Raw genomic sequence first — 24,879 nt, 5'->3', positions numbered from 1 at the left:
CGGACCGCCCCGTCACGGAACTCCCGGTCGTACTTCTTGCGGATCTCTGGCATCGCTACCCCTTATAGCTGATGCCTCCGCGGTCTCGGGGGAACCTCAAAGGCACCGGACAGCGGCGGGGCGAAGACGACGTCCGTACCGGCGTAGCGGCGGGCCTTGTGTCGCCGGTCGCGCAGCATGTCGACGGCGAAGTCGGGCAGGGCGATGCCGCGCCAGCCGGCGGTGGTCTTGGGGCGCGGCTGGATGGTCAAGCCGGCACCGGGCACGCGGACCACGGTGGCGTTGACCTCCCAGGTCCGGGCCTCAAGGTCCAGAAGCGGCTTTCCGTCGCCGCCGGTGCCGTGGCGCAGTGCCAGCGCCTCTCCGATCCGGCATCCGGTGGCGAGCATCCAGTCGACCAGGTCGGGGAGGTCGAGGCCCCCCGCGCGGTCACTGGTCGAGAACAGGTCGACGAGCCGACGCGTCTCCGCCGAGCTCAGTGCGCGCGGCGCACGGCGGCTCGAGGTGATCTTGGCGCTGGCGTCGCGGACGGGGTTCGCGGCGATGGCACCGTCCTGGATCGCCATGGCGAACATCCCTGACAGGCATGCCCGCGCCGTCTTGGCCGCGCCCGGGCCGCTGCTCTTGGCGATGGCCGACAGCGCCCGGCTGACCACGCCGGGAGTGACCTCGCGGATGCACAGCTGGCCGAAGGCCGGCTTCACCTGCTTGCTGACCACCGACCGGTAGGTGCGCTGGGTGCCGGTGGACCAGCCGTGGTCGGCTTCCAGCCACGCATCGGCCAGCACGGTCAGGCGGGTCGCGGCGGCGATCCCGGCTCCGCCGGGAACGGTCTGCCGGCTGCTCAGTTCGGCCTTCAACGCACGTTCGGCGGCTGCCCGGGACCGGCCGACCTTGGTCACCATCCGCACGCGGCCGTCGTAGTCACGGAACCGGGTGCGGGCCTGGATCTCGCCGCTCGGCTGATCGACGAAGTGGATCTTCCCGTGCGTTCCGACCGGCTGCGGAGGTCGTCCCATGGGACACCACCCTCATCAGTTTGTGATGAGTAAGTGATGCAGAGCAAGTCCAACAGGTCAATGCCAGACGGCGCGATTCCGAGGCTTTTCCTGATCAGAGTGGGGGTTGTGCTCCCCCGACTGGACTCGAACCAGTAACCCTGCGATTACGCGGTCAGGTTTGACCTTGACACGCCTCCGTGCACCACCCCTGCCCTTTCACCTGCGTCTTTGCTGTTTCGTCCACACTCGAGGACGCCCTTCCACACCCGTGCTGGCCGCCATTTTCTGCGGGTAAAGCGTGGGTAAGCTGCGGCCCCATGGGGCGACCACCGCTGGGACTGGGCACTTACGGCACCATTCGCTTCTACAAGACCGACACCGGATACCGGGCCTGCACCCTGGCTCGCGGCTACGACGGCCGCACGCGGGCGCTGGAACGGCACGGCAAGACACGGGCGGCCGCCGAACGGGCACTGAAGTCAGCTCTCCGGGACCGCGCCGGCGAGCAGACCAACGGTGACATCAGCGCCGAGTCCCGGGTCTCGATCCTGGCCGAGGCCTGGTACGCCGGGCTGGCCGACCTCTCCCCCATCACCATGCAGGCCTACCGCGACCGCCTCGACCGGCAGATCCTGCCCCGCTTCGGGCAATTGCGGGTCAGAGAGCTCAGCGTCGGCAACCTCGACCGGCACCTGCGAGGGATCGCCGACGAGCACGGGGTCGCCACTGCTCGGATGTGCCGCTCGGTGCTGTCGGGCATGTGCACGCTGGCCGCGCGTCATGACGCCCTGGCACAGAATCCGGTACGAGCCCTCGGCCCGCTGAACGGCCGACCCAAGAAGGCGCCACGCGCGCTCACCGTGCCGCAGCTACGACAGCTGCGGGCCGCGCTCACCTACGACGACCGGGCGATCGCTCGGGATCTGCCAGACCTGGTGGCCTTCCTGATGGCCACGGGGCTCCGCATCGGAGAGGCCTGCGGCCTGGCCTGGGATGCCGTGGACCTCGGGGCGGGGACGGTTGAGGTGCGGGCCGCCGCCGTTCGAGTCCGAGGCCAGGGCCTCGTCGTGAAGACGACCAAGACCGACGCCGGGACCCGCACCCTCGCGCTGCCCCTCTGGTGCGTCGCCATGCTTCGCGAGCGCGCTTCGCGCCTCGACCTGGACGGCATCGGCCCGGGCAACCACCCAGTCTTCCCCGCCCCCTTGGGTGGCTGGCGCGACCCCTCCAACACCCAGGCCGATCTGCGCGAGGCCTTCACCACTGCTGGCTTTGACTGGTTGACCTCGCACATCTTTCGGAAGACCGTGGCGACCCTCATGGATCAGGCCGGGCTCTCCTCCAGAGCTGCGGCCGACCAGCTCGGTCATGCCAACACCTCCATGACCACCGACGTCTACTTCGGACGGAAGGTCGCGACGACCGGCGCCGCCGCCGTCCTTGAGACGCTGGGCACTTAAGTCCCGCTCACCAAGGGAGCTATACGGATACCGCGAGAGCCCTGTGCCCCCAAGCTGGCCATGACAGCTGGAACGCATCCCTCGTGGATGACGATCGCGAGCCTGGGGACCGGCCCGTGGGAGGTTGAGCTATCCCCGCCGTCCTGTGCGGCAGGATGCGAAGCGTGACGGGGACCATTCACGCTGTCTTGGACCAGCTCCGCGAGGACGCCCTCGACGAACGGGACAAGGGCAGCAAGTTCGAGCAGCTGATCCGCGCCTACCTGACCACCGACCCGGAGTGGACGGCGCGGTTCTCGAACGTGTGGATGTGGTCGGAGTGGCCGGGGCGTGAGGGGCGCCCGGACACGGGCATCGACCTGGTCGCCGCCAATGCCGACGACGGCGGGTTGACCGCGATCCAGTGCAAGTTCTACGGCCCGGGTCGCACGGTCGCCAAGGCCGACATCGACTCGTTCGTTTCCGCCTCGGCCTCGCAGCAGTTCACGAAGCGGATCGTGTTCGATACCGCCGCGGGCTGGTCGGCGAACGCAGAGGAGACGCTGACCGGCGGGGTCGCGCAGCGGGTGGACATCGGCTACCTCGCCGACGCCGCGATCGACTGGTCGCAGTTCTCCTGGGCGACGCCGCAGATCGTCGTCCCGACGGGCAAGAAGGCGCTTCGGCCGCACCAGCAGAAGGCGCTGGACGACGTCCGCGCCGGCCTCGCCGAGCACGACCGCGGTCAGCTGGTGATGGCCTGCGGCACCGGCAAGACCTTCACCAGCCTGCGGATCGCCGAGGAGCTGGTCGGCGCCGGCGGCACCGTGCTCTTCCTGGTCCCCAGCATTCAACTGCTGAGCCAGAGCCTGCGGGAGTGGATGGCCAACGCCGAGGTCGACATCCGGGCGCTGGCGGTCTGCTCCGACGTCCGGGTGGGCCGGCGCGCACCTTCGGATGACGCCGACCAGCTGCCGATCGACCTGACCGAGCCGGCCTCGACCGACCCGCAGACCTTGCTGGCCCGGTTCGAGCAGGGCACGCACGCCGCCGAGCGGATGCGGGTGGTGTTCTCCACCTACCAGTCGATCGACGTGGTCATCCGGGCCCAGGAGCTCGGTCTGCCGGGGTTCGACCTGGTGATCTGCGACGAGGCGCACCGCACCACCGGGGTCACCGTCGCGGACAAGGACGAGTCCGCGTTCGTCCGGGTGCACGACGCCGACGCCCTCAAGGCGACCAAGCGGCTGTACATGACCGCGACCCCGCGTGTCTTCGGTGACGAGGTCAAGCGCAAGGCCACTGACGCCGACGCGGTGCTGGCAGACATGGGTGATGCCGAGGTCTTCGGGCCGGAGCTGCACCGGCTCGGCTTCGGCCAGGCCGTCGAGGCCGACCTGCTGACCGACTACAAGGTGCTCGTGCTGGCCGTCGACGAGAAGTATGTGGCGGAGAATTTCCAGCAGGCCATGGCCAACTCCGGCGAGATCCAGCTCGACCAGGCTGCCAAGTTGATCGGCTGCTGGAACGGCCTGGCGAAGAACTTCGGCCCGGGGGCGACCGATGGCGATGCGTCAGCCGCCGGTACGGCGCCGATGCGGACCGCGGTCGCCTTCGCCCAGCACATCAAGGCGTCGAAAGCCGCCGCGACGGCGTTCCCTGACCTGGCCGACCGCGCGCAGATCGACGCCCCCGACGATCGGCCGCGGCTGCGCGTCCAAGCCGCGCACGTCGACGGCACGATGGGGGTGCACGAGCGCAACACCCATTTGGCCTGGCTGAAGGAGTCGCCCCCCGCGGGGGTGTGCCGCGTGCTGACCAACGCCCGCTGCCTGTCCGAGGGCGTGGACGTACCGGCGCTGGACGCCGTCCTCTTCCTCACTCCGCGCGGCTCCCAGGTCGACGTCGTGCAGTCCGTCGGCCGGGTGATGCGCAAGTCACCGGGCAAGGAACTCGGCTACATCGTACTGCCGGTGGTCGTGCCCGCCGGTATCGCTCCCGAGGAGGCGCTGCGAGACAACGAGCGCTACAAGGTCGTCTGGCAGGTGCTGCAGGCGCTGCGCAGCCACGACGACCGGTTCTCCGCGCTGGTCAACCAGATCGAGCTGAACAAGCACAAGCCCGACAAGATCGAAATCGTCACGATCAGTGATCCCACGGACGGCGACGGCGTGACCGTGCCCGATCCGGACCAGCCGGCAGGGAAATCCACCGAGCAGCTGCTGCTGGAGTTCCCGGCCGACGAGTTCCGGGACGCGATGTACGCGCGGATCGTGGCCAAGGTCGGCGAGCGCCGGTACTGGGAGACCTGGGCGAAGGACATCGCCGACATTGCCGCCGCGCACGTCACCCGGATCAAGGGCCTGCTCGCCTCACCCGGGCCGGCTGCCGACGAGTTCGCGCACTTCGTCGCCGGGCTCCGCGGCAACCTCAACGACTCGATCACCGACGACGCCGCGATCGACATGCTCGCCCAGCACCTCATCACCCGCCCGGTGTTCGAGGCGCTGTTCGCCCACTCCAGCTTCCTGGCCGGCAACCCGGTCGCCCGCACGATGGAGAACATGCTGGCGGTGCTCGACGCGCACGCGGTCGGCGCCGAGAACGAAACCCTGGAGGGTTTCTACGACACCGTGCGCAAGCGGGTCGCCGGGGTGGACAACGCCGCCGGCAAGCAGCGGGTGCTGGTCGAGCTGTACGACAAGTTCTTCGCCACTGCGTTCCCCAAGACCGTGGCGAAACTCGGCATCGTCTACACGCCCGTGGAGATCGTCGACTTCATCCTGCGCTCGGCCGACGAGGTGCTGCGCGCCGAGTTCGACCAGGGGCTGACCGACGAGGGCGTGCACGTGCTCGACCCGTTCACCGGCACCGGCACCTTCCTGGTGCGGCTGCTGCAGAGCGGCCTGATCGAACCGCACGACCTGGCCCGCAAGTACGCCAACGAGTTGCACGCCAACGAGATCCTGCTGCTCGCCTACTACATCGCCGCGGCGAACATTGAAACCACCTTCGAGGAGCTCAACGGGCTGCCGCAGCCGTTCCCCGGCCTCGTGCTGACTGACAGTTTCCAGTCGTGGGAGGACAATGACCAGCAAGACATCGACGTCATCCCGGAGAACAACGAGCGGCTGAAGCGGCAAAAACAGTTGCCCATCCAGGTGATTGTCGGTAATCCGCCATACTCGGCCGGCCAGGACAGCGCGAACGACGACAATGCTAACGAGAAGTATCCGACGCTGGACGCAGCGATCCGGGACACCTATGCAGCCCGCTCGACGGCAATCAACAAGAACTCGCTGTACGACTCGTACATCCGTGCGATCAAGTGGGCCTCCTTGCGGATTGGGGACCACGGCATTGTTGCCTTTGTGACCAACGGCGGATTCTTGGACTCAAATTCCGCCGACGGGATGCGCAGGTCTCTCGCCGATGAGTTCTCGGCCATCCATGTTTTCAACCTCCGTGGCAATCAGAGAAGAGCCAACTGGCGAGCAGAGGGTGGGAAGATCTTCGAGGGGGGCAGTCAAGCCACCGTCGCAGTCACCGTCCTGGTGCGACGAGTCGCAAGCCTCGGTGCCGCCGGTGTCCAGTACGCCCAAGTCGATGACGAATTGAGCCGCGAGCAGAAGCTCGTTCGGATTCGCGAGGCCGGGAGCCTGCGCAACCTCGACATGGTGACAATCCTGCCGAATGAGCACGGCGACTGGCTGAGCCAGCGAAGTGACGGATTCACGGAGTGGATGCCGGTCGGCTCGAAGCGAGACCCGAAGGCTGGCATTTTCCATACGTTCGGCGACGGGGTGAAGACGAATCGGGATGCGTGGGCGCACAACTCGTCCGCGGAATCGCTGGCTGCAAACGTCAGTCGGCTTGTCGCGAACTACTCAAAGTCGGTTGCGGAAGGAGAACCAAACAATGACCCCACGGCTATCAGCTGGAGTCGATCGCTCAGGAACCAGTTCCAAAAAAGGGCACCGCTGGCAGTGTCCTTGGATTCACATCGCATCGGCTCCTATCGGCCCTTCCTGAAACAACACCTCTACTTCAATCGGAACCTGAACGACAGCGTGTCGCGACAGTTCGAGCTGTTTCCCCGCCGTTCGACACCGAACCGCGGGTTCTACATCCTCAATCCGGGCGCGGATAAGCCATTTACAGCCATGGCGCTCGATTGCGTGCCAGACATCGCGTTTTTCGGATCAAACGCGGGACAATTTCTCGCTCGGTGGCGGTACGAGAAGGTCGACGAGTCTGGAATGTTCGACGTCCAGGGTGATGGTGAGGTGGTCGACGGCTACCGGCGCATCGACAACATCACCGACGAGGCCCTTGCGGGGTTTACCGTGGCATACCCGGGCGAGTCGATCAGCAAGGACGACGTCTTCGACTACGTCTACGGCCTGCTGCACTCATCCGAATACCGGGAGACCTACGCCGCGGACCTGAAAAAGATGCTGCCCCGCATCCCGTTCGCCGCGAACTTCCGCGCCTTCGCCGACGCGGGGAAGCGGCTGGCCGCACTGCACCTGGGCTACGAGACCGTCGAGCCGTACCCGCTCGACGGGCTCGACATCACCGGTCCCGGCGGGGAGGCGGACTACGCGTTCTTTGCCGTCCCTGACAAGAAGATGGGCTTCGGCAAGCCCACTGCGGAACAGAAGGCCGAAGGCGCCCGGAACGACCGGTCGGTGATCCTCTACAACGAGCGAATCACGCTGCGTGGCATCCCGGAGGAGGCGTACCGGTACACGCTGGGCAGCCGCTCGGCGATCGAGTGGATCATCGACCGCTACTGGGTGAAGACCGACAAGGCGTCGGGCATCGTCAACGACCCCAACGACTGGTCCCGGGAGGTCGGCGACCCGCGTTACATCCTCGACCTGCTGGCCCGCATCGTGACCGTCTCGCTGGAGACGGTGCGCGTCGTCGACGGCCTGCCGCCGCTCGACGTCCGGCCGGCAACCTGACGCGGTGAACGAGGCTCCGTTCGCGACGGCTCGTGGTGACCTGGACGGTCCGTTCTTACCCATCGGGCGGCCGTCCGGAATCCACAGTGCCGGGACACCCGCGGCGCGCCCAAGCTGGTCATCGACGTCCACACCCGCCGGGCGCTGAGCCTGCACGCCGTCCTCGACGGCGCCGGCGATGTGATGCTCGCCGCCACCTACGCCATCAAGGTCGGGCTCACCGTCGACGACCTGACCGATACGCGGGCGCCGGACCTGTCGATGGCCGAGGCGCTGCGCATCGCCGCCGGGCTGTTCCGCTCATCCCTGCCGACGAGCTGCGGCGCATAGCGGCGACATCGGGCAAGGCTTCGTCGCCCTGGCCATCTTGATCTACCGGCTGACCGGCTCGGGACTGGGCGTGGCCGGCGTCGTCGTCGCCGAGATCGTCCCGGTACTGCTGCTCGCCCCGCTGGCCGGCGTCATCGTCGACCGACTGCCCCGCATCCGCGTGATGGTCGGCGCCGACACCCTCCGCGCAGTCCTCGCCGGGGTGCTGGTGGTCTGGCACGACGACCCGGTCGTCGTCTACGCGGTCGCCTTCGGGCTGTCGGCCGGAGCAGCGTTCTTCGACCCGGCCGCCGACAGCGTGCTGCCCTCCGTCGTGGACGACCGCGAGATCATCGCGGCCAACAGCGCGACGTGGACGGCCGCTGTGCTGTCGCAGATCGTTCTCGCGCCGCTGTCCGGCGGTCTGGTCGCTCTGGTCGGCCCGGGCTGGGCGTTCGGCGTCAACGCCGCGAGCTTCCTCGTGTCGGCGCTGGTGCTACGCGGGCTGCGGCTGATCGGGCCGCCGCGCGAGGTCGGTCGCCGCCGGCTGTTTGTCGAGGCCCGTGACGGCGTGGCCCTGGTCGGACGCGACCGGCTGCTGCGGGCCCTGGCCATCGGGCAGCTGCTGGCCGCCGTGTCCGCTGGCGCCACCAGTGCCCTGCTCGTCGTCTTGGCCGCCGAGCACGCGGGCGCCGGCGAACGCCTACGGGATCCTCGTCGGTGCGATCGGCGTGGGCGCCGCCCTCGGGCCCACGCTGCTGCTGCGGCTGATCCCCGACCCCCGCCGCCCGCTGTACGTGTTCGCCCCCTACCCGCTCCGTGGCGTGGTCGATCTGGTCCTCGCCTCGATCCGCTCCCTGCCGGTCGCCGCCGCCACGCTGGCCGTGTACGGCGTCGGCACGTCCACCGGCGCGGTCACGTTCAACAGCCTCCTCCAGTCGCACGTCACCGACCGCACGCGCGGGCGGGTCTTCGCGCTCATGGACCTGCTGTGGCAGGCCGGGCGCCTGGCCAGCCTCGGTGTCGGCGCCCTGCTCGCCGACACCCTCGGCATCCGCGCCGTCCACTACCTCGGCGGCGTCCTGCTGCTGCTCGCCGCTGCGGTCGGCCTCGCGGCGAGCCGTGCCACCAGCCCCGCCGCGCAGCAAGGTGAGGAAGGCCCGAGAGCGGACGCCGATTGACCTCCTGAAGCCGGGCCTGACCCGTCAGAAGGGACGGCCGTGTCTGCTAGGAGGGCAGCGCAAGGGCAAGCCACCATCCCGCCCCGAGACCGAGCACCAGGGAACCCACAGCGGACGTGTGAAGGATGGCGGCCGGGATGCCGGGGCTCGTCCGTTGCGCTGTGTCTATTCCTGCACCGGGCCCCGCAGCGACCTCGGCCCCGGATGATGTGACGGGCACGCCCGCGAAGGCAGGGGCGATCCAGCGCAGGTAGTAGAAGAGGCTGGCGACCGTGTTGACGGCAGCCACGACGACCAGCCAGGCGAGTCCGCCGTCCCACGCTGCGGTGAACACGGCAAGCTTGCCGATGAAGACGGCGGTGGGCGGGGTCCCGACCAGGCCGAGCAGGCAGACGACGAGGCTGACCACGATCCAGCGGTGGCGTCCGACGGCGGTGGCCCAGTCGGTGATCGTCCTGGCGGCCGGGGTGGCGGCGACGGCGGCAAAGGCACCGATGTTGGTGACGGCGTAGCCGGCCAAGTAGATCGCGAGGGCCGGGACGGCGAGGTCGGTCCGGGCTGCGACGGCGACGACCATGAACAGGTAGCCGACCTGGCTGACCGTGGAGTAGGCCAGCAGTCGGAGGACGTCGGTCTGGGTGAAGGCGGCCAGGTTGCCCAGGGTCATGCTCGCCACCGCGATGACGGCCACCAGCAGGGGCACGTCGAGTGGGATGTCGGCGAAGGGCTCGGCGACCAGGCGGAAGGCCGCGGCGACCGCGCCGATCTTGGGGATCGTGGTGATGTAGCCGGCCATCGGCGGCAGGGTGCCGGCGGTGACGTCGGGGACCCAGAAGTGCACCGGGACGGCACCGGCCTTGAAGGCGACGCCGGCGAGGACGCCGAGGACGCCGACCGCCAGCAGGGCGGGTGAGGCCTCCGGGAGCAGCGCGGCAAGGTCGAGGTAGCCGGTGGTACCGGAGGCGAGCACCAGGGCGGCGACGCCGACCAGTAGGAGGACACCGACGAAGGCGCCCATCAGGTAGTACTTCATCGTCGCCTCGGTCCCGGGCGAGTCCTTGGCGAAGCCGGCCAGGGCGTAGAGCGGGACGCTGGCCAGCAGGTAGGCGGCGACGAGCAGTAGCAGGTCGCCGCTGGCGGCCAGCGCGATGCTGCCGAGCGCGCCGAGCAGCATGAGCACGTAGGCCTCGGTCTCCCGGGGTTGCCCGGCCACCGATGGCGCTGCCAGCCACACCAGGACGGCCACACCGAGCGCGACGACGATGCGGACGACGCCGGTGGTGGTGTCGATGACCCAGGTGCCGTCGAAGACCCGTTCGGCCGGGCCGGGGAGCGCCAGCGCAGCAGCGACCGCGCTGGCCAGGCAGGCGGCGGTGGCCAGCAGCCGGACCCGCCACTGCCGCTGCTGCGGGGTCCACAGGCCCAGCAGGAGCCCGCCGACCGCGCCCAGCAGGAGCAGGGCCTCCGGTAACAGCGCCGACCAGGCCTCCCCGCTCCCGGACATGCCGGTCACCGGGCCACCAGTTCCACCACCGCCATGGCGGCCGGCTCGAGGACGTCGAGAAGGACGCGCGGAAACAACCCGAGGACCAGGGCGAGTGCCAGCAGCGGGACGATCGAGACCACCTCGTGGCCGCGCAGGTCGCGGATTCGGGTCGCCGTCCGGGCCTCGGTAGCGACTGCCGCGGGGGCGCCACCGGCCCGCGCCGGAGCCGGGGCCTCCCCCACCTGGTCGGTCTCCGTCATCGGGCCGGCGTCCGCCTCCTTCGGGGCGACCGTGTCGCCGCTCAGCAGTCGCTGCAGCGCGACGAGGAATAGCCCGGCGGTGACCAGGATGCCGACGACGGCGATCACCGTGGCCACCGGCGCGGCCTGCAGGGCCCCGGTGAACACCTGGAACTCGGCGATGAACCCGGAGAACCCGGGCAGCCCCAAAGAGCCGAACGCGGCAACCGCGAGGCAGGCGGCGAAGACCGGCGCGGGACGGGCCAGGCCGCCCCAGCGGTCGAAGGCGTAGGTGTGCCCGCGGGACCACAGCCACCCGCTGAGCAGGAACAGCGCACCGGTGAGGAGGCCATGGCTCACCATCTGGTACATCGCGCCGACCGTGGCCACGGTCCGCGCCCCCTCATCGGCGGAGGCCACGAGGCCGGCGGCGCCGAGGCCGAGCAGGACGTAGCCCATGTGGTTGACCGAGGTGTAGGCGATCATCCGCTTCACGTCGGTCTGAGCCAGCGCCACGAAGGCTCCCCAGAGCACGCTGATCACCCCGACCACGACGGCGACCATCGCCCACCGCTGCCAGGCGTCGGGCAGGATCGGCATGGCGATCCGCACGAAGCCGTAGGTCCCGAGCTTGAGCAGGATGCCGGCGAGGATGGCCGATCCGGCGGCGGGGGCGTCGGTGTGCGCGTCGGGCAGCCAGGTGTGGAACGGGAACAGCGGCGTCTTCACCGCCAACCCGAGACCGATCGCCAGCAGGACCAGGCCGCCGGCGACCGGGGAGTCCGCCAGCGGCGGGTTCTCCGCCAGCGCCACCATGTCGAAGGTGCGCTCCTCGCTGCCGAGGAACAGGCCGATGAAGCCCACGAGCAGGGCCAGCGACCCGATGAAGGTGTAGAGGAAGAACTTCAGCGCGCTGCGCCGGGCGTTGCCGTGGCCCCAGCCGGCGATGACGAAGTACATCCCGACGATGGACAGGTCGAAGAAGACGAAGAACAGGATCAGGTCCAGCGAGGCGAACGTGCCCATGCAGGCGGTCTGCAGGAACAGGAACAGCGCGGCGTAGGTGTGCGGCCGGTCCGGCTCGCGCAGCGAGTAGATCGCGCAGGCCAGGAACAGCACCCCGGTCAGGGCCAGCAGCGGCAGGGAAAGCCCGTCGACGCCGACGTGGTAGCCGGCGTCGACGGTGGGGATCCACTGCAGGTCGGCCTCGTACGCCAGACCGTCGACGACTCCCGAGGCGCCCTCGCCCGGCTCGAAGCGCCACCACATCCAGCCGACCAGTGCCAGGTCGACGGTGGAGGCCGCCACCCACAGCCCGATGGCGGCGCGGCCGCTGAGCCCGGGGGCGGCCAGCAGCACGCCGGCGACTACCAGCGGCAGGAAGATCACGACGGTCAGCAGCACGGCTACCTCACCACGAGCAGGAGGATGAGTAGGGCGCCCAGACCGGCGGCGGCCTGGACGTAGTACTGGTGCAGCAGCCCGGTCTGGGGACGGCGGGCGGCGCTACCCGCGCGCCAGAACGCGTTCGCGGTCGCTCGCACGGCGCCGTCCACGAATCCGTCGTCGATTCGTGCGGAGCCGGCCGCGGTCCGACGGGTGGCCGTGGCGACGCCGGACACCGCACGGTCCAGGATGCCGTCGTCGGCCCGCGCCGTGAGACCTGCGAGCCGGCGTCCGCCGGCCGCGATGCCCATGACCGCGCGGTCGATGACCCGATCGTCCACGGTGGCCAGCGCGCGAGCCAGCGCCAGCGCCGGCCGGGGGGACAGCAACCGGCCCAGCCCGGCCCACGAACCGAGCGGGCTCCGGGAGAGCTGCTCCACAACCGTGGGATATGCATGGACAGCGGCGACGGTCACCCCGAGCACGACGAGCGCCAGCGCCCCGGAGAACAGCAACTGCCCGAGTCCCGGGGAAGACTCCCCCTCGGCGCCGAGAACCGCCTTGAGCTCCTCGGCCACGACCGGCAGCGCGAGCACCCCAAGGCCGGCTGCGAACACGGCGAGCACACCGGCGACGGCGGTGGTCGGCACCGGGACGCGGCGGGTACCGGGTTCGTCGGTGCCGAAGGCCTCCTCCCCCGCCGGCCGAGCGAGGACGACGGCCAGGATCCGACCGGCATAAACCGCCGAGACCGCGGCGGCGGCCAGGCCCACCACTTTCAGCGCCGTCCCGTCGACCCCGGCGAGCACCTCGTCCTTGGTGGCCCACAGCGACAGCGGCGGCACACCGGCCAGCGCGAGGGCGGCGACGGTGGCCGCAGAGCCGATTCCCGGGTACCGGCGCGCCGCACCGCGCAGCCCGGCCAGCTGCTTGGTGCCCAGCGCGGTGAGCCACGCGCCGGCGGCGACGAACAGGCCGGCCTTGACCGCGGCATGCGCGACGAGCTGGGCCGTGCCGCCCGCGGTGGCGCCCACCCCGGCGGCGAGGATGACGAACCCGATCTGCGCGGCGGTGCTGGCCGCCAGCAGCTGCTTGAGGTCGGTCTGCGCGACGGCCACTGCGCCGAGCACGAGTGCGGTGAGCGCACCGGCCCACGCCGCCGCCGTCGCGGCCCAGCCCGTCGCCGCCAACAGGGGCTGCATCCGGATGAGCAGGTACCCGCCGGCGGCGACCATGGTCGCCGAGTGCAGCAGGGCGCTGACCGGGCTGGGGCCCTGCATCGCGGCCGAGAGCCAGGCGGAGAAGGGCAGTTGCGCGGACTTGCCGAGCGCGGCGACGAGCACGCCCGCGGCGGCGGCGTCCGCCCAGCCGCCGGTCGCGGTGCCGAGGTCCGCCAGGGCCAGGCTGCCGGTGGCGGCGAGCGCGGCTCCGGCGGCGACGTACAGACCGAGGTCGCCGGCCCGGGTGGTCACAAACGCCCGGGTGCCGGCGGCCAGCTTGCCCGGCTCCTCCCACCGGAAGCCGATGAGCGCGAAGGAGGTCGCGCCCATCACCTCCCACGCCAGCAGCAGCGCCGGCAGCGTGGCCGCGGTGACCGTGGCCAGCATCGCCGCGACGAAGAGCAGCAGGTAGCCGAAGAAGCGGGCCCGCGCCGCATCCCCCGGCAGGTCCACGACGGCGAAGGCGGTGACCAGCAGGGCTATCCCCGCGACCAGCACCACGAGGATCGCGGAGAGCCCGTCGACGAGTAGCCGCAGGTCTCCGCCTTCGACAATGCCGAGGAACGGCATCGAAATGCTCGGCCGGGCAGCCGCCACGAGGGCCGCGAGGACGACCGCGACGCCGGTGACCCCGACGGCGACCGGACCGGCGGTGCGGTCGGCCCGCCGCCCGGTCACCAGCAGCCCCGTCCCGGTCAGGGCGGGGACCAGCACCAGGGCCGCGAGGACGGCGCTCATCCGCGCAGGTCCGTGGCCATGTCCACCATGTCCACCTGTCGGGCCCGGTAGATGGCGACGGTGACGGCGAAGCCCATCGCCATCTCCACCGCCATCACCACGAGCGCGACGACGACCAGCACCTGGGCGTCAGGCAGCTCCGGCGCGAGGAAGTACCAGGCCGCTCCCCCGGCCAGCAGCACGCCGTTGAGGACGAGCTCCAGCCCCATCATCACCATGACGATCGACTGCTGGGACAGCGCGCCGAACAGGCCGACGCCCACCAGGGCGGCGGCCACGGTCAGCACGATCTGCAGCACGAGTTCGGCGCTCATCGCGGCAGCCCCCCGGGCACCGGGTCATCCGGACGCTCGGCGTCCAGACCGGGACCGAAGCGGTCGTAGCGGCCACGGGCGGTGGCCAGGACCGTGCCGGCCAGGATCGTCGCGAACAGCGCCATGCCGATCACCAGCATGACCAGCATGTGGCTGCCCATGATCGCCTCGCCGAGCTGGCGGGTGCTGTCGACCGGCCGGGACATTTCCCGCGTCGGCCAGTCGCTCGTCCAGATCCCGACGGTGAGGACGACGAACGCACCCGCACCCATCAAGGCCGAGCCCTTGGCGTTGTGCACCATCGTCATCGGCATGAGCCCGGCCGGGTTCATCATGAACATGATCATGAAGACGGCCATGATCGCCATCTCGATCGTCATCATCAGCGCCGTCACGACGGCCAGGTAGACCAGGTCCAGGGCCAGCAGGATGCCCGCCACCGCGAGGAACGACGCCAGCAGGGCGAAGGTCGCCCTGGCCATCGAGTCGACGACGAAGACGGCGACCCCCGCGGCGACCGACAGGACACCGAGGACGGCGACGGCCGTGATCGCCCAGCCGGAGAGCTCGCTCAGCATCGGCTCCTCCTCACGCGTAGAAGCCGTTCAGGACGAGCACGGCGACGACCAGCGCCTGCAGCAACGTCAGCGGGACGAGGACCATCCAGCCGACCTCCACCGTGCGGTCCGGCCGCAGCACCGGCATCCGTCGTCCCACCCAGACCAGAGCGGCGACGACGGCGAGGGTCTTCAGCAGGTGCCACAGCGGGCCGGGCAGCCAGGGGCCCGAGTCGCCGCCGAGGAACAACGCCGCCGACATGACCGCGCTCGCGCCGAGGAAGACGGCGCGACCGGCCTCGACCAGCAGCCGGTCCACCCCGGACAACTCGGAGGTGACGCCGCCGGCGATGTCGGTCGCGGCGGGTGCTGCGAACGGCCCCCAGAAGGCGAAGGCCGCGGCGCTGGCCACGAAGACTCCGAAGGCGACAGGCATCGTGACCACGAACCACAGGTGCTCCTGGGTGGCGAGGATGTCCGTCGTCCGCAGCGATCCGGCGGCCAGGCCGGCCGTGATGAGCGCAAACATCAGCGGCAGCTCGTAGGTCAGCCCCTGGGCGAGGAACCGGTAGCCGCCGGTCAAGGCGTGGACGGCGTTGGGACCCCAGCCGACCAGCCACACCGCCGCCCACAGCAGCGCCTCCATGGCGTTGAACCACACGAGGTCAGCACTGGTCGACCACAGCGTCCGCCCGCCGATCGGGACGACGGCCAGCGACAGCAGTGCCAGCGTCGGCACCGCTGCGCAGCCCAGCCGCCACAGGAACCGATCCGGGGCCAGTGTGGTCCGCCGCTGCTCCACCAGCAGGCTCGCGCTCGAGCGGATCGGCTCGACAGCCGCTCCCGGTGCACCGGAGACGACGGCGCGGTCGACTGCCGCCACCACGAGTCCCAGCACCAGACCGACCGCCACGACTCCGAGGACCGCGGGCACCACGCCCCACATCTCCGCCAAGGTCTGCTCAGGCATGCGCGTGCTCGGGAGCCGACGCCGCGGGCACGGGGAGAAGGTCGAGGCTGGCCACGATCAGCCGCGCGCTCCCGATCTCCGCGCCCTCCACCAGAGCCGCGACGTCATCCAGTGCGATGGCGGGCGGCTCGTCGACCGGTTGCCCCGACGCGGTGTCACACCAGCGCCTAACGCGGTCCAGGACACCTCCACCGGAACCGCGCTCCGACGCAGCCTGCCCGACGCCCCCGGCCGTCCACGACAGGACCCGCGACCGGCGCACTCGCCGCGCCACGGCCTCGGCGAGCCGCTGCGCTGCCCCTTGGGCGAACCCGTCGACGGTGAACCCGTCCCGGGCACAGCGGGCGTCGCGGGCAGCGGTCGGCCAGCCGGCCACATCGAGGAAGCGGGCGAGCCGGTCGAGCGCGGCTGGCTGGGAGCCGGAATGCGGCTGCGCGGCTGGGAGGGTGTCGGCGTCGAGCCAGGCCAGCTCAGCGGAGGTCAGGACGTCACCCTGCAGGTCCGCCCGCAGGACCAGGCCCGTCGGCCAGCCCGGCAGCACCGGCCCGAGCACCACCTTGAGGACGTCGAGCTGGAGCCCGTCCCGGTCGGGGCCGGTCGAGGCCATCGGCAGCCCGGCTACCTCGCCCCCGTGCATGCCGCGGTCCATGCCCCCGTGCATGCCGTGGTCCATGCCCCCGTGCATGCCGTGGTCCATGCCCTCGTGACCACTGCCGTGATCCATGCCCTCGTGACCACTGCCGTGATCCATGCCCTCGTGACCACCCCCGTGGCCCATGCCCTCGTGACCACCCCCGTGGCCCATGCCCTCGTGACCACCCCCGTGGCCCATGCCCTCGTGACCACCCCCGTGGCCCATGCCCTCATGACCACCCCCGTGGCCCATGCCCTCATGGTCGGCGTCTTGGTCCTTGCCGAGCAGCGAGGCCGGCGACGGCCGGTCGTCTGCGTCTATCTCCCCGCCGGCCCGCCGGATCAGCGTGTCCCGACCCGTGTCGAGCGCGACGACGACCTCGCCGGAGTGGTGCACGTCCATCCGATGCCGCGGCTCGGGGACCTGGCTCCACAGCACGTCGACGGCTTCTGCGAGGTCCGGTCCGGGGAGGCCCAGGACGACCAGAAGATCGGTGTCTGCGGGCGACACAGCGCGTCGCCAGCCGCGCCGGTCCACCTCGGCCTCGACGGACCACCGCAGCATCGTCGTGCCGGGGACGTCCACGAGCAGCACCCGCGGCCGGGCCAGCGCCCAGTTGCGCAGTCGGGCGATCACGTCCATCGCAGCGCACCTTCACGCCAGACGTAGGTGACACCGACGAGCAGGACGGCGAGGAAACCGAACATCTCGACGACCGCTTGTGCCCCCATGTCCGCGACGACAACGGCCCACGGGTACATGAAGATCATCTCCATGTCGAAGGCGAGGAAGAGAACCGTGATCGCGTACCACCGCGCGTGGTAGCGGGAGACGGCGTGCTGCTGAGGGAGCAGGCCCGACTCGTACGGCAGGACGGCGGCGGGCTCCCGGGCGCTTCGCAGCGCCGACGACAGCGCGTACAGCCCGACGATCCCGGCCGCTACCAGTGCCGCCAGCGAAAGCAGAGCAACCATGGCGCCCTCCTCATCTCACGGAGATGCTGACGGGAACGGCCGGGACTGAGCCGGGACACCGCACTGACATCCGGACGACCGTCCGGGTGTGGCTGACTGTAGGGCCGGCCGAGAACGTTCGCGCGACGACGACCACCCACTCGCGACAACCGCTCCGCACCCCGACGCGCCACCGTCAGTCGTCGTCCGGCGCCGCTTCCGAGAGGACGACCAACTGGCGCAGGCAGTGCTCCCGCAGGGGCTCGGGGAACCCCTCGGCCAGGCGGTAGTACACGACGCGCCCCTGCTTCCGATTCGTCACCAACCCCGCCGTGCGCAGTAGCCGAAGTGCGTAGCCGACAGCGTCCTCGTTGGCTTCCAGGGCCAGAGCAAGATCGCCGACGCACAACTCCTCGACCATGTCGAGAGCGAACAGGACCCGGGCTCGGGTGGGGTCAGCCATCAGGCTCAGCACGCTGGTCAGCTGGGCAGCCTCGTCGCGGCTGGGCAGTCGGGCACGTGCGTGTTCGACTCGCTCAGGGTCGACCGGATGGGCGTGGTCAGGCTCGGACATCGAGAAACACCTCCAATTCACCCATACCCGTACGGATCTACGGGTAGCCCCGACGCGCGGCGACAGCTCCGGACGGCACCGAGGCCAGCCGGCGCCAGGACGACGAGGAGACCACCATGACCGTGGCAGCCCAGATGCTCGACACCTACCCCAAGGACCTCGGCGGGGTGGACAAGAGCAAGCTCCTCGCCTGCATCGAGGCTTGCTTCGAGTGCGCGCAGGCCTGCACCGCCTGCGCCGACGCCTGTCTCAGTGAGGACATGGTCGCCGAGCTGACGACGTGCATCCGGTCCAACACCGACTGCGCCGACATCTGCGACACCACCGGCCGCGTGCTCTCCCGGCACACCGGCTACGACGCCAACCTCACCCGGGCGGTGCTCGAGGCCTGCGCCACTGCGTGCAAGGCATGCGGTGACGAGTGCGAGAGCCACGCCTCGATGCACGAGCACTGCCGCGTCTGCGCCGAAGCATGTCGGCGCTGCGAGCAAGCCTGCCGGGATCTCATCACCTCACTGGGCTGACCCACCACGGGCCGACGGGGCGCCCGACACCCCGCTGTGCGGGTTCGGGCGCTCCGAAACCCCCGCGTGCGGTGGCGACATCTGTTTCGACGCAAGAACGCTGACACAACGGCGCCTCGGTTGCCACCGCAATGTGGCCTGGGCGTCGGGCAGCCTGCCGCTACTGGAACTGGCTCCGACCCGTCGTCTCGTCGCGAGGCCGGGGCAGCGGAGGCGCCGGAACGGGCACGCTGCGGGACGCGTAATCGAGCCGGGCCCACACGTGCTTGCGGTCGTCTTCAACCATCCAGCCGTGCGCGGCACTGAGCCGGGCGACGAGATAGAGACCCAACCCACCCTGGGCAGCGTCCCGGCCGACGGCCAGCATGGGCGGGCGGTCGGCTGCGGCGTCGCTCACGTCGATCAGCCACCCGCAGGCAGTGGTGGTGACCACGACCCGCACCGGCGTCTGCCCGTGCCGCAGACCGTTGGAGGTCAGTTCCTCGAAGACCAGCAGCAGTCTCTCGATGTCCGCGTCGTCGGCGTCACCGCGGCGGGCGGCATCAGCCAGCCCCTCCCGCAGGAGCAGGCGCAACTCGGTGACGTCGGCGAGAGTGCAAGGCCGCCCGTCCCAGACGGCGACGGAGTCCGCGGGGCTGGTGTGCGGCGGCGGCCGCCGGCCCCATATCGGCTCGCTCATGGACCTCTTCCCGGGTCGAGCTCAGCCCGCCCGGGCCTCGGCTCTCTGCTGGCCGGCGACAGTCTGAGAACGGAGCCACCGGAATGGTCTTGCCAGAGCGTCGCCCCGGAAATATCCGCAGCGACGACCACGAGGGCAATCTTCCGACACCTGAGCAGTGTCCGATCCACCGACCTCGCTTGCTTTCGTCCAGCCCGGCTCGGCGGCGGGTGCACCACTACCTGGACCGACGGCCGAACCGGCTCGTGGGGTTTGTCCGTACGACCGTACGGACAGGCGGACGACCTTGCATGACCAACACGCCCGCACACGGGCCCGACGTCCGCGTCGACCGTCGCCGAGGCACCCGGGCGCATGCGCCCTCACCGGATGCGGCGAACGATGTCGTGGCGACGGAGTCCGCGACATGCGCAATCGCTCCCACCGACGACAGCAGAACGGGGTTCGGACTCATGGCGACGAAGAAGAGTGACGAGTCGAACGAGCACGGTCACGGCGAGCCGACATCCGCAGGAGTCCGGTGAGGCCCCTCCCGCCGATGGTCGGCCGCGCGGCCCAGGGAGCGTCGTGTCGCGCCACCGACGCGGGCAGGTCCTCGCACCATCAGCGGACTACTAGTCAGCGCCGTTGTGAAGTCGGCCGGCCGCGGAGGCCGGTGGCGACTGTGATCGATCCGCTCCCTGGCCGGTCAGGGCAGAGAGCGCATGAGCGCTGCCGGTCAGATGCTGGAGACCCAGCCGAAGGACCCGACCCCGTCGGCGGCTCACCCCACCCATTCCGGTCGTCGCCCGGAGGCCAGCTGGGTGACGTGCCGGGCGAGCACCTCGCCGAGGCCCTCAACGGTCGAGGACGACGGCGAATGACCGCCCACCGTCCGTGGACTCGAGGAGGCCAGTGGCCGTGACGACGACAATGCGCGCCGCCTCTCCGGACCCGCTCGCGCCGACCGCCTGAGGCGCGGGTCCCACCTGCGGCCCCTGCCGCCAGGTCGCACCACCGTCGGGACTCGACCACACACCTCCGGACGGGTCGACACCTACGACCGCCGTCCCGTCTGTCGCCCAGTCGACGACCTGGAGCGGCGGAGCTCCCTCTGACGGGCTCCACGAGACTCCGCCGTCCACCGACCGCAACAGCCCCTCCGCCGTGGCGGCCAGCATCTCGCCCCCGTCGGGCGACGCAGAAAGAGAGGCAGGCACGGCAGGGATCGTGAGCTGTTCCCACTCCAAGCCGTCGGAGCTGCGCATGAGTGAGCCGTCGTAGCCGAGCACCCCCGCCGTGCTCACGGTCAGGGCGTGGAAGTCCGATTCGCCCTGACGGGACAACTGCTCCCAGGTGCGACCGCCATCGGTCGACTCGATCAGCCCGACCGGCTGAGGCAGATCGACGCCCGGCCCAGGATGCCCCGAGGCCAGATACCGATTCGGTCCGGCCACGGTGAAACCCATCAGGTCGATCACGGGGCCGACTCGGGTCGACGCACCGTCGTCCACGCGGAAGAGACCGTCGTGGGTGGCCAACAGCACGGCACCCGCGTCGGCCGGGTCGACCTCGACCCCATGGACGTGCGCGGGCGGGAGAATCCCCGCCGGCACGGTTCCCTGCGCGTGGTCGCGGGACTCCCGCCCGTCGCCGTCGCCGTCGCCGGACGAGCAGCCGGCGAGTACGGCGGTTGACAGGATCAGGGCGGCGGTGGCGAGTCGGATCGACAGGATCCGGTCCGGCATGCGCGCTGACATGGAGGCCTCCTGGCCGGGCAGCTGAGAAGCGGTAAGGGCGTCCCACCCGACACGCAGGCGTGGGGAGCGGAGGGGTGGCGCTACGCCCTCGCGTAGCGCCACCCAGTCGCATCAGCCGCCGAGTGTGCCCAGCAGACCCTGCATCTCCTCGATCTCCCCGGTTTGGGAGTCGATGATCGCCCGAGCCAGGGCCACCGCTTCGGCGTTCTGACCGTTGGCGACTTCGATCTCCGCCATGTCCACCGCTCCGCGGTGGTGCTCGGTCATCATCTCTAGGAACATCCGATCGAACTCGGCGCCGGACGCGGCCTCGAGGGCGGCCATGTCCTCCCACGACATCTCCATGCCGCCGTGATCCATGCCGCCCGCGTCCCCTAATTCCTCGGCGGTCGTCGGCTTGCCCCAGTCCTCGAGCCAGCCGGTCATAATCTCGATCTCCGGCCCCTGAGCCGCCTCGATGCGGTTGGCGAGGTCGAGCACCTGTGCGTTCTCCGCACGTTCCTCCGCGAGCTGGGCCATCTCGACGGCGCCCTGGTGGTGGACGATCATCTGCTGGGCGAACATGACGTCCGCGTCGCTAAAGTCGGCCGACTCCGCGGAGGACTCCGCCGATGACGACTCGGACGACGAGTCCATGCCGCTCATCCCGCTCATGTCGTCATCGCCACCTGAACAGGCAGCGACGATGAGGGTGCTCGCGAGCAGACCGCCGGCGAGGCGAATGCGTCGAGAAGTGGTTCGAGTCATTGGGTGGATCTCCTGTCTGGCTGCGGTGAAGGCGTGCACGTGCGCAGACGGACCCCGGCAGGACCGCGCGTCCGTCTGAGCGCTCGGCCTAAATCCGCAGGAGACAGAGGGCTGAGAGGTCTGGCGGCCGGAGGATGGGGACCAGGCCGGCAGGTCGGCGGATGCACCCCACCTCGGAGAGCATCCGCTCCGCAGGGGAAGCCCGGGCTATCAGGACGAGCCCGACCAAGGCCGCACCGGCCATGAGGACGGCCAGGCAGAAGGACCACAGGTGTGTTGGCATGCCATGGCCCGGCTCGTCGTGGTCAGTCGTCGCCGAGCCGTCCATCGGTTCGTCCACGACTGCAGCCATGATGGCCGCGTCGAGGGCCATGCCATCCGCGGCTAGCGCCATCGCCGGCTCGTGGGCCACACGCCCCTCCGGCATTCCGGCGTCGCGAGGCAGGGAGGAGATGCCGTGCATGGAGAACATTGCAGCGAGGAGAAACAAGATCCACGCTTGCCTCACCGCGCCTCCCTCCGCTCGCCGCAAGCGTACTACCCCCTGTAGTAGAGCATCCGGGGTCGCGGAGAGGTCGAAGGAAGGCCGGTTGGTAAGACGTCAACGCCGTCGTCATCGGCGTCCGCAATTCGGACCCTGGGCCGGGTCTTCTCTCCTCCGACGCTCTTAGCCGACCCTTACGATCTCGCTGGTGGTTCAGGCTGCCCGCCGGCGGACTGTCAGAGGTTCCGCCCGACGGTTGTCACTCAGTCGGCCACAGGGCCGACTTGCCGCACGTGGTCCGGCACGCGGGCCAACTCCAGCTCGACCGTTTCCTCGAGCAGTCGTTGCAGACTTCGCCGCTGCGTCAGGTGGACCAGGCGACTGCCCACCTTCGGGTGCCAAGTGAGAGTGATCGTCACGACCGTCCCGCCATTGTCGGCGTCCTGGAGGTGGACGCGGGTCAGCCAGCTCTCGGGGGTGAGTTCCAGCCGGGAGGCGAAGCAGGTCCCCTCCTCCCAGTCGGTGATCTCGCCACGGGGTGCGGTCGAAGGCGGCTCAGCGCCGTCGAGCCGGCCGCTGACACATGTGAAGGACACGCCGAGGTCGAGGCCTCGGGGCTCCTCCTCCCCCGCCGGCTCGAAGACATAAGAGACGTCGCACACCGCGCAGTAGGGGCGGAGTTCGGTCAAGGCGCGCCAGATCAGCGGGCGCGGGTGGGCGATCTCGCGAGACCTGGTCACGGTCGTCAGCGCAACGCTCCTCTGCCAGCACGCACACCACGTCGCCTTGAGGCGGCGCCGCTGGGCGCCGGCTCCCGGATACGAAGCAGCATAGTAGGTGCGCGCTCGGCCAGCGCCGGTCTCGTACCGCGATTTCCGGCACCCACGCGGCGCAGTCGGGTCAGCGGACCGGGAAGTCGGTGCTCGCGGTGGTGGCCGTGAACTCGTCCAGGCGCACGCTGACGGTAAGCGTCCAGGTTCCGGCCGAGGGGATGGTCATCCCGTCCCCGATGTAGTGCCCCGGTCCGCCGGGCAGGAGCTCGACCTGCAGCGGGCCGATCTCCTGCTGGGCTTCGGTCAGGGTCACCCGGATGCCCTGCGGCTGTGTGAGCTGGTCCGACTCGTCGAAGAGATACACGTGCAGGGTGTTCGCCCCGATAGCGGCCGGGTCGACCGTCACCTGCAGCGAGCCGGCCACGGTCGAGCCCTGGTCCCCGACCAGAGGGAGGACGACGTCCACCGGCTCGGCGACCGTCGCTCGGGCGGGCGGCGTGCCGACGAGGACAGCGGTGACAGCCAGGACGGCGACCGCCACCAGCATCTCGACGAGAACCGATCGTCGGAGCGCCGGAACCTCGTCCTGAGCCGTTCGTGCCAGCAATTCCTGCCTGGCCTCGGCAGCCTCGACCCCGGACTCGTCCAGCGTTCCTGCGGCGAACGCGTGAGCGGTGACGCGACCCCGCGCGGAACGCCGGTGGACGCCGAGGTACTGCTGCACCCAGACGCGGGAGATCCCCGCCGCGGCCAGGAGCAGCAGCACGAGCGCGAGCTTGGCCATCAGCAGCCGCCCGTACGTCGTACCGAACAGCGCAGTCGGTGTGCCGACCTCCCGGACCGACTGAACGACGCCCGAGACGACGAGAGCGCCGACCGCCGCGAACGCGACGCGGGAGTGGCGCGGCAGCACGGTGGCCACGTCCGCCGTCGCAGTGCCGCGACGCAGCACCCCGCACAGCAGCGCAGTCAGCCCGCCCAACCACACCGCCATCGCGGCGACGTGCACCGCCGTGCTGGCCACGGCGAGCGGAGGCCACGGTCCCGCGACCGGATGCCCCACGGCGGCCATCGTGACGACCACGCCGCCGGCAGCCAGCGCGCCGGCGATCACGAGCGGACGAGACGGCGCCCGTTGTCGCCGCCACGCCAACGCCAGCACGACGCCGAGGAGCAGTGCGAATGCGAATCGGAATAGAAGGGCGATCCCGAATGCCGAGGACGCCGTGGCCGAGATCAGTCCCGGGTCGAGGACCGCCCCAAGATCGCGGCCCGCGGTATAGGACCCCTGCAGCAGGAAGGTGAGGAGGGTGCCAACAGCGGTCGCCAGGAGGCCGCTGGTGGCCAGGTGACGCATCCGCCGGTCACGCCATCCACCTGTCCAGCTGGTCAGGAGGAAGACCGGGACGCCGATGGCCAGCGCGACACCTGCGAAGCCGACCCACCGAGCGACCGGCAGGGCCGCGCCCACCCCGGGGTCGGTGTCCTCCCCGGCCTCTACGGATCCGGCCGGGACCAGTTCCCCATCGCCGACCACGAACGCATAGGCACCCGAGATGGGGTGGGAGTCCGCGGAGACGACGCGGTAGCTGACCACGTAGCTGGCCTCGGGCAGGCCAGCACTCAGCGGGATCTCGACGACCGCGCCGTCCGACGACGCGTCGCCTGTATCGACGCGCTCCCCTCGCGCGTTGATCACCCGGGCGTGGCCGGAGCCCAGGGACACCGGCTCGGTGAACGTCAGCGTCACCTCGGAGGGCGCCTCAGCGAGCCGCGCGTTCTCGGCCGGCGTCGTGCTCGCGAGCTCCGCGTGGGCCAGCGCCGGCCGCGCGGTCACGATGTCAGCGAGCAGCCCCAGACCGAGCGCGGCGAACAGGACCAGCACCGTGGGGGGGGGGGGGGGGGGGGGGGGGGGGGGGGGGGGGGGGGGGCGGGGGGTCGGGGGGGCGGCGCGCGCCCGCG

General features: G+C 70.4%; 20 protein-coding genes and 2 pseudogenes. 6 read left to right on the top strand and 16 right to left on the bottom strand.

The window, feature by feature from the left end:
- Positions 1-62: 62 nt before the first annotated feature.
- Positions 63-905 carry a tyrosine-type recombinase/integrase gene (locus ACK586_RS18835; RefSeq protein WP_409332033.1) on the bottom strand — a complete coding sequence of 281 codons (843 nt, stop codon included), beginning with the start codon at positions 903-905 and terminating at the stop codon, positions 63-65.
- Positions 906-1,318: 413 nt separating this feature from the next.
- Between ACK586_RS18835 and ACK586_RS18830 the strand changes: the two genes are divergently transcribed.
- The 5 genes and pseudogenes from ACK586_RS18830 (at position 1,319) to ACK586_RS18810 (ending at position 8,900) form a co-directional block, all read left to right on the top strand.
- Entirely contained in the window at positions 1,319-2,461 is a 1,143-nt protein-coding gene (locus ACK586_RS18830; protein ID WP_409332029.1) for a site-specific integrase, read from the top strand.
- A 188-nt stretch (positions 2,462-2,649) separates the two neighbouring features.
- Complete coding sequence (locus ACK586_RS18825; RefSeq protein ID WP_409332028.1) at positions 2,650-7,410, top strand: DEAD/DEAH box helicase; 4,761 nt, start codon at positions 2,650-2,652, stop codon at positions 7,408-7,410.
- Between the two features lie 102 nt (positions 7,411-7,512).
- Positions 7,513-7,740 (top strand): annotated as a pseudogene (locus ACK586_RS18820) (mercury(II) reductase); the annotation flags it as partial.
- Positions 7,741-7,810: 70 nt separating this feature from the next.
- Positions 7,811-8,350 (top strand): annotated as a pseudogene (locus tag ACK586_RS18815) (MFS transporter); the annotation flags it as partial.
- 100 nt (positions 8,351-8,450) lie between these two features.
- Positions 8,451-8,900 (top strand): MFS transporter, encoded by a 450-nt coding sequence (locus ACK586_RS18810; RefSeq protein WP_409332034.1) that lies wholly within the window; start codon positions 8,451-8,453, stop codon positions 8,898-8,900.
- 46 nt (positions 8,901-8,946) lie between these two features.
- Here ACK586_RS18810 and ACK586_RS18805 read toward each other — a convergent pair whose 3' ends face one another.
- The 9 genes from ACK586_RS18805 to ACK586_RS18765 all read right to left on the bottom strand — a co-directional run bounded on the left by ACK586_RS18805 (position 8,947) and on the right by ACK586_RS18765 (position 17,971).
- On the bottom strand, positions 8,947-10,404 hold the full coding sequence (locus ACK586_RS18805) for an NADH-quinone oxidoreductase subunit N (protein WP_409332031.1): 1,458 nt from the start codon (positions 10,402-10,404) through the stop codon (positions 8,947-8,949).
- 5 nt (positions 10,405-10,409) lie between these two features.
- The gene (locus tag ACK586_RS18800; RefSeq protein WP_409332027.1) at positions 10,410-12,029 is read right to left on the bottom strand and encodes a complex I subunit 4 family protein; all 1,620 of its coding nucleotides are present in this window, start codon (positions 12,027-12,029) and stop codon (positions 10,410-10,412) included.
- A 2-nt stretch (positions 12,030-12,031) separates the two neighbouring features.
- On the bottom strand, positions 12,032-13,969 hold the full coding sequence (locus ACK586_RS18795) for a proton-conducting transporter transmembrane domain-containing protein (RefSeq protein ID WP_409332026.1): 1,938 nt from the start codon (positions 13,967-13,969) through the stop codon (positions 12,032-12,034).
- On the bottom strand, positions 13,966-14,283 hold the full coding sequence (locus ACK586_RS18790) for an NADH-quinone oxidoreductase subunit NuoK (RefSeq protein ID WP_409332025.1): 318 nt from the start codon (positions 14,281-14,283) through the stop codon (positions 13,966-13,968). Before ACK586_RS18790 ends, ACK586_RS18795 begins: the two co-directional genes overlap by 4 nt.
- Complete coding sequence (locus ACK586_RS18785) at positions 14,280-14,861, bottom strand: NADH-quinone oxidoreductase subunit J (protein ID WP_409332024.1); 582 nt, start codon at positions 14,859-14,861, stop codon at positions 14,280-14,282. Before ACK586_RS18785 ends, ACK586_RS18790 begins: the two co-directional genes overlap by 4 nt.
- A 10-nt stretch (positions 14,862-14,871) precedes the next feature.
- Positions 14,872-15,810 carry a complex I subunit 1 family protein gene (locus tag ACK586_RS18780; RefSeq protein ID WP_409332023.1) on the bottom strand — a complete coding sequence of 313 codons (939 nt, stop codon included), beginning with the start codon at positions 15,808-15,810 and terminating at the stop codon, positions 14,872-14,874.
- A complete protein-coding gene (locus tag ACK586_RS18775; RefSeq protein WP_409332022.1) occupies positions 15,803-17,086 on the bottom strand; it encodes a hypothetical protein in 1,284 nt (427 codons plus the stop codon). The genes ACK586_RS18780 and ACK586_RS18775 overlap by 8 nt, the downstream gene beginning before the upstream one ends.
- A complete protein-coding gene (locus ACK586_RS18770) occupies positions 17,077-17,418 on the bottom strand; it encodes an NADH-quinone oxidoreductase subunit A (RefSeq protein WP_409332021.1) in 342 nt (113 codons plus the stop codon). Before ACK586_RS18770 ends, ACK586_RS18775 begins: the two co-directional genes overlap by 10 nt.
- Positions 17,419-17,593: 175 nt before the next feature.
- A complete protein-coding gene (locus ACK586_RS18765) occupies positions 17,594-17,971 on the bottom strand; it encodes an ArsR/SmtB family transcription factor (protein ID WP_409332020.1) in 378 nt (125 codons plus the stop codon).
- 116 nt (positions 17,972-18,087) lie between these two features.
- Between ACK586_RS18765 and ACK586_RS18760 the strand changes: the two genes are divergently transcribed.
- Positions 18,088-18,495 carry a four-helix bundle copper-binding protein gene (locus ACK586_RS18760; RefSeq protein WP_409332019.1) on the top strand — a complete coding sequence of 136 codons (408 nt, stop codon included), beginning with the start codon at positions 18,088-18,090 and terminating at the stop codon, positions 18,493-18,495.
- Positions 18,496-18,655: 160 nt separating this feature from the next.
- On the opposite strand, the gene ACK586_RS18755 is transcribed toward ACK586_RS18760, so the two are convergent.
- The 6 genes from ACK586_RS18755 to ACK586_RS18730 all read right to left on the bottom strand — a co-directional run bounded on the left by ACK586_RS18755 (position 18,656) and on the right by ACK586_RS18730 (position 24,802).
- Positions 18,656-19,174, bottom strand: a complete 519-nt coding sequence (locus ACK586_RS18755; protein WP_409332018.1) for an ATP-binding protein — start codon at positions 19,172-19,174, stop codon at positions 18,656-18,658.
- A gap of 836 nt (positions 19,175-20,010) precedes the next feature.
- The gene (locus ACK586_RS18750; protein WP_409332017.1) at positions 20,011-20,913 is read right to left on the bottom strand and encodes a F510_1955 family glycosylhydrolase; all 903 of its coding nucleotides are present in this window, start codon (positions 20,911-20,913) and stop codon (positions 20,011-20,013) included.
- A gap of 111 nt (positions 20,914-21,024) precedes the next feature.
- Positions 21,025-21,699, bottom strand: a complete 675-nt coding sequence (locus ACK586_RS18745; protein WP_409332016.1) for a DUF305 domain-containing protein — start codon at positions 21,697-21,699, stop codon at positions 21,025-21,027.
- A gap of 49 nt (positions 21,700-21,748) precedes the next feature.
- Entirely contained in the window at positions 21,749-22,168 is a 420-nt protein-coding gene (locus ACK586_RS18740; RefSeq protein ID WP_409332015.1) for a DUF6153 family protein, read from the bottom strand.
- Between the two features lie 239 nt (positions 22,169-22,407).
- Positions 22,408-22,884 (bottom strand): SRPBCC family protein, encoded by a 477-nt coding sequence (locus tag ACK586_RS18735; protein ID WP_409332014.1) that lies wholly within the window; start codon positions 22,882-22,884, stop codon positions 22,408-22,410.
- A gap of 160 nt (positions 22,885-23,044) precedes the next feature.
- On the bottom strand, positions 23,045-24,802 hold the full coding sequence (locus ACK586_RS18730) for a copper resistance CopC/CopD family protein (RefSeq protein ID WP_409332013.1): 1,758 nt from the start codon (positions 24,800-24,802) through the stop codon (positions 23,045-23,047).
- Positions 24,803-24,879: the final 77 nt, after the last annotated feature.

Origin of the sequence: Trujillonella humicola (genome assembly GCF_046233715.1) — a bacterium.
GTDB lineage: Bacteria > Actinomycetota > Actinomycetes > Mycobacteriales > Geodermatophilaceae > Trujillonella > Trujillonella humicola.
The sequence above is the reverse complement of the archived record's forward strand: the minus strand, read 5'-3'. Positions and strand labels throughout refer to the sequence as shown.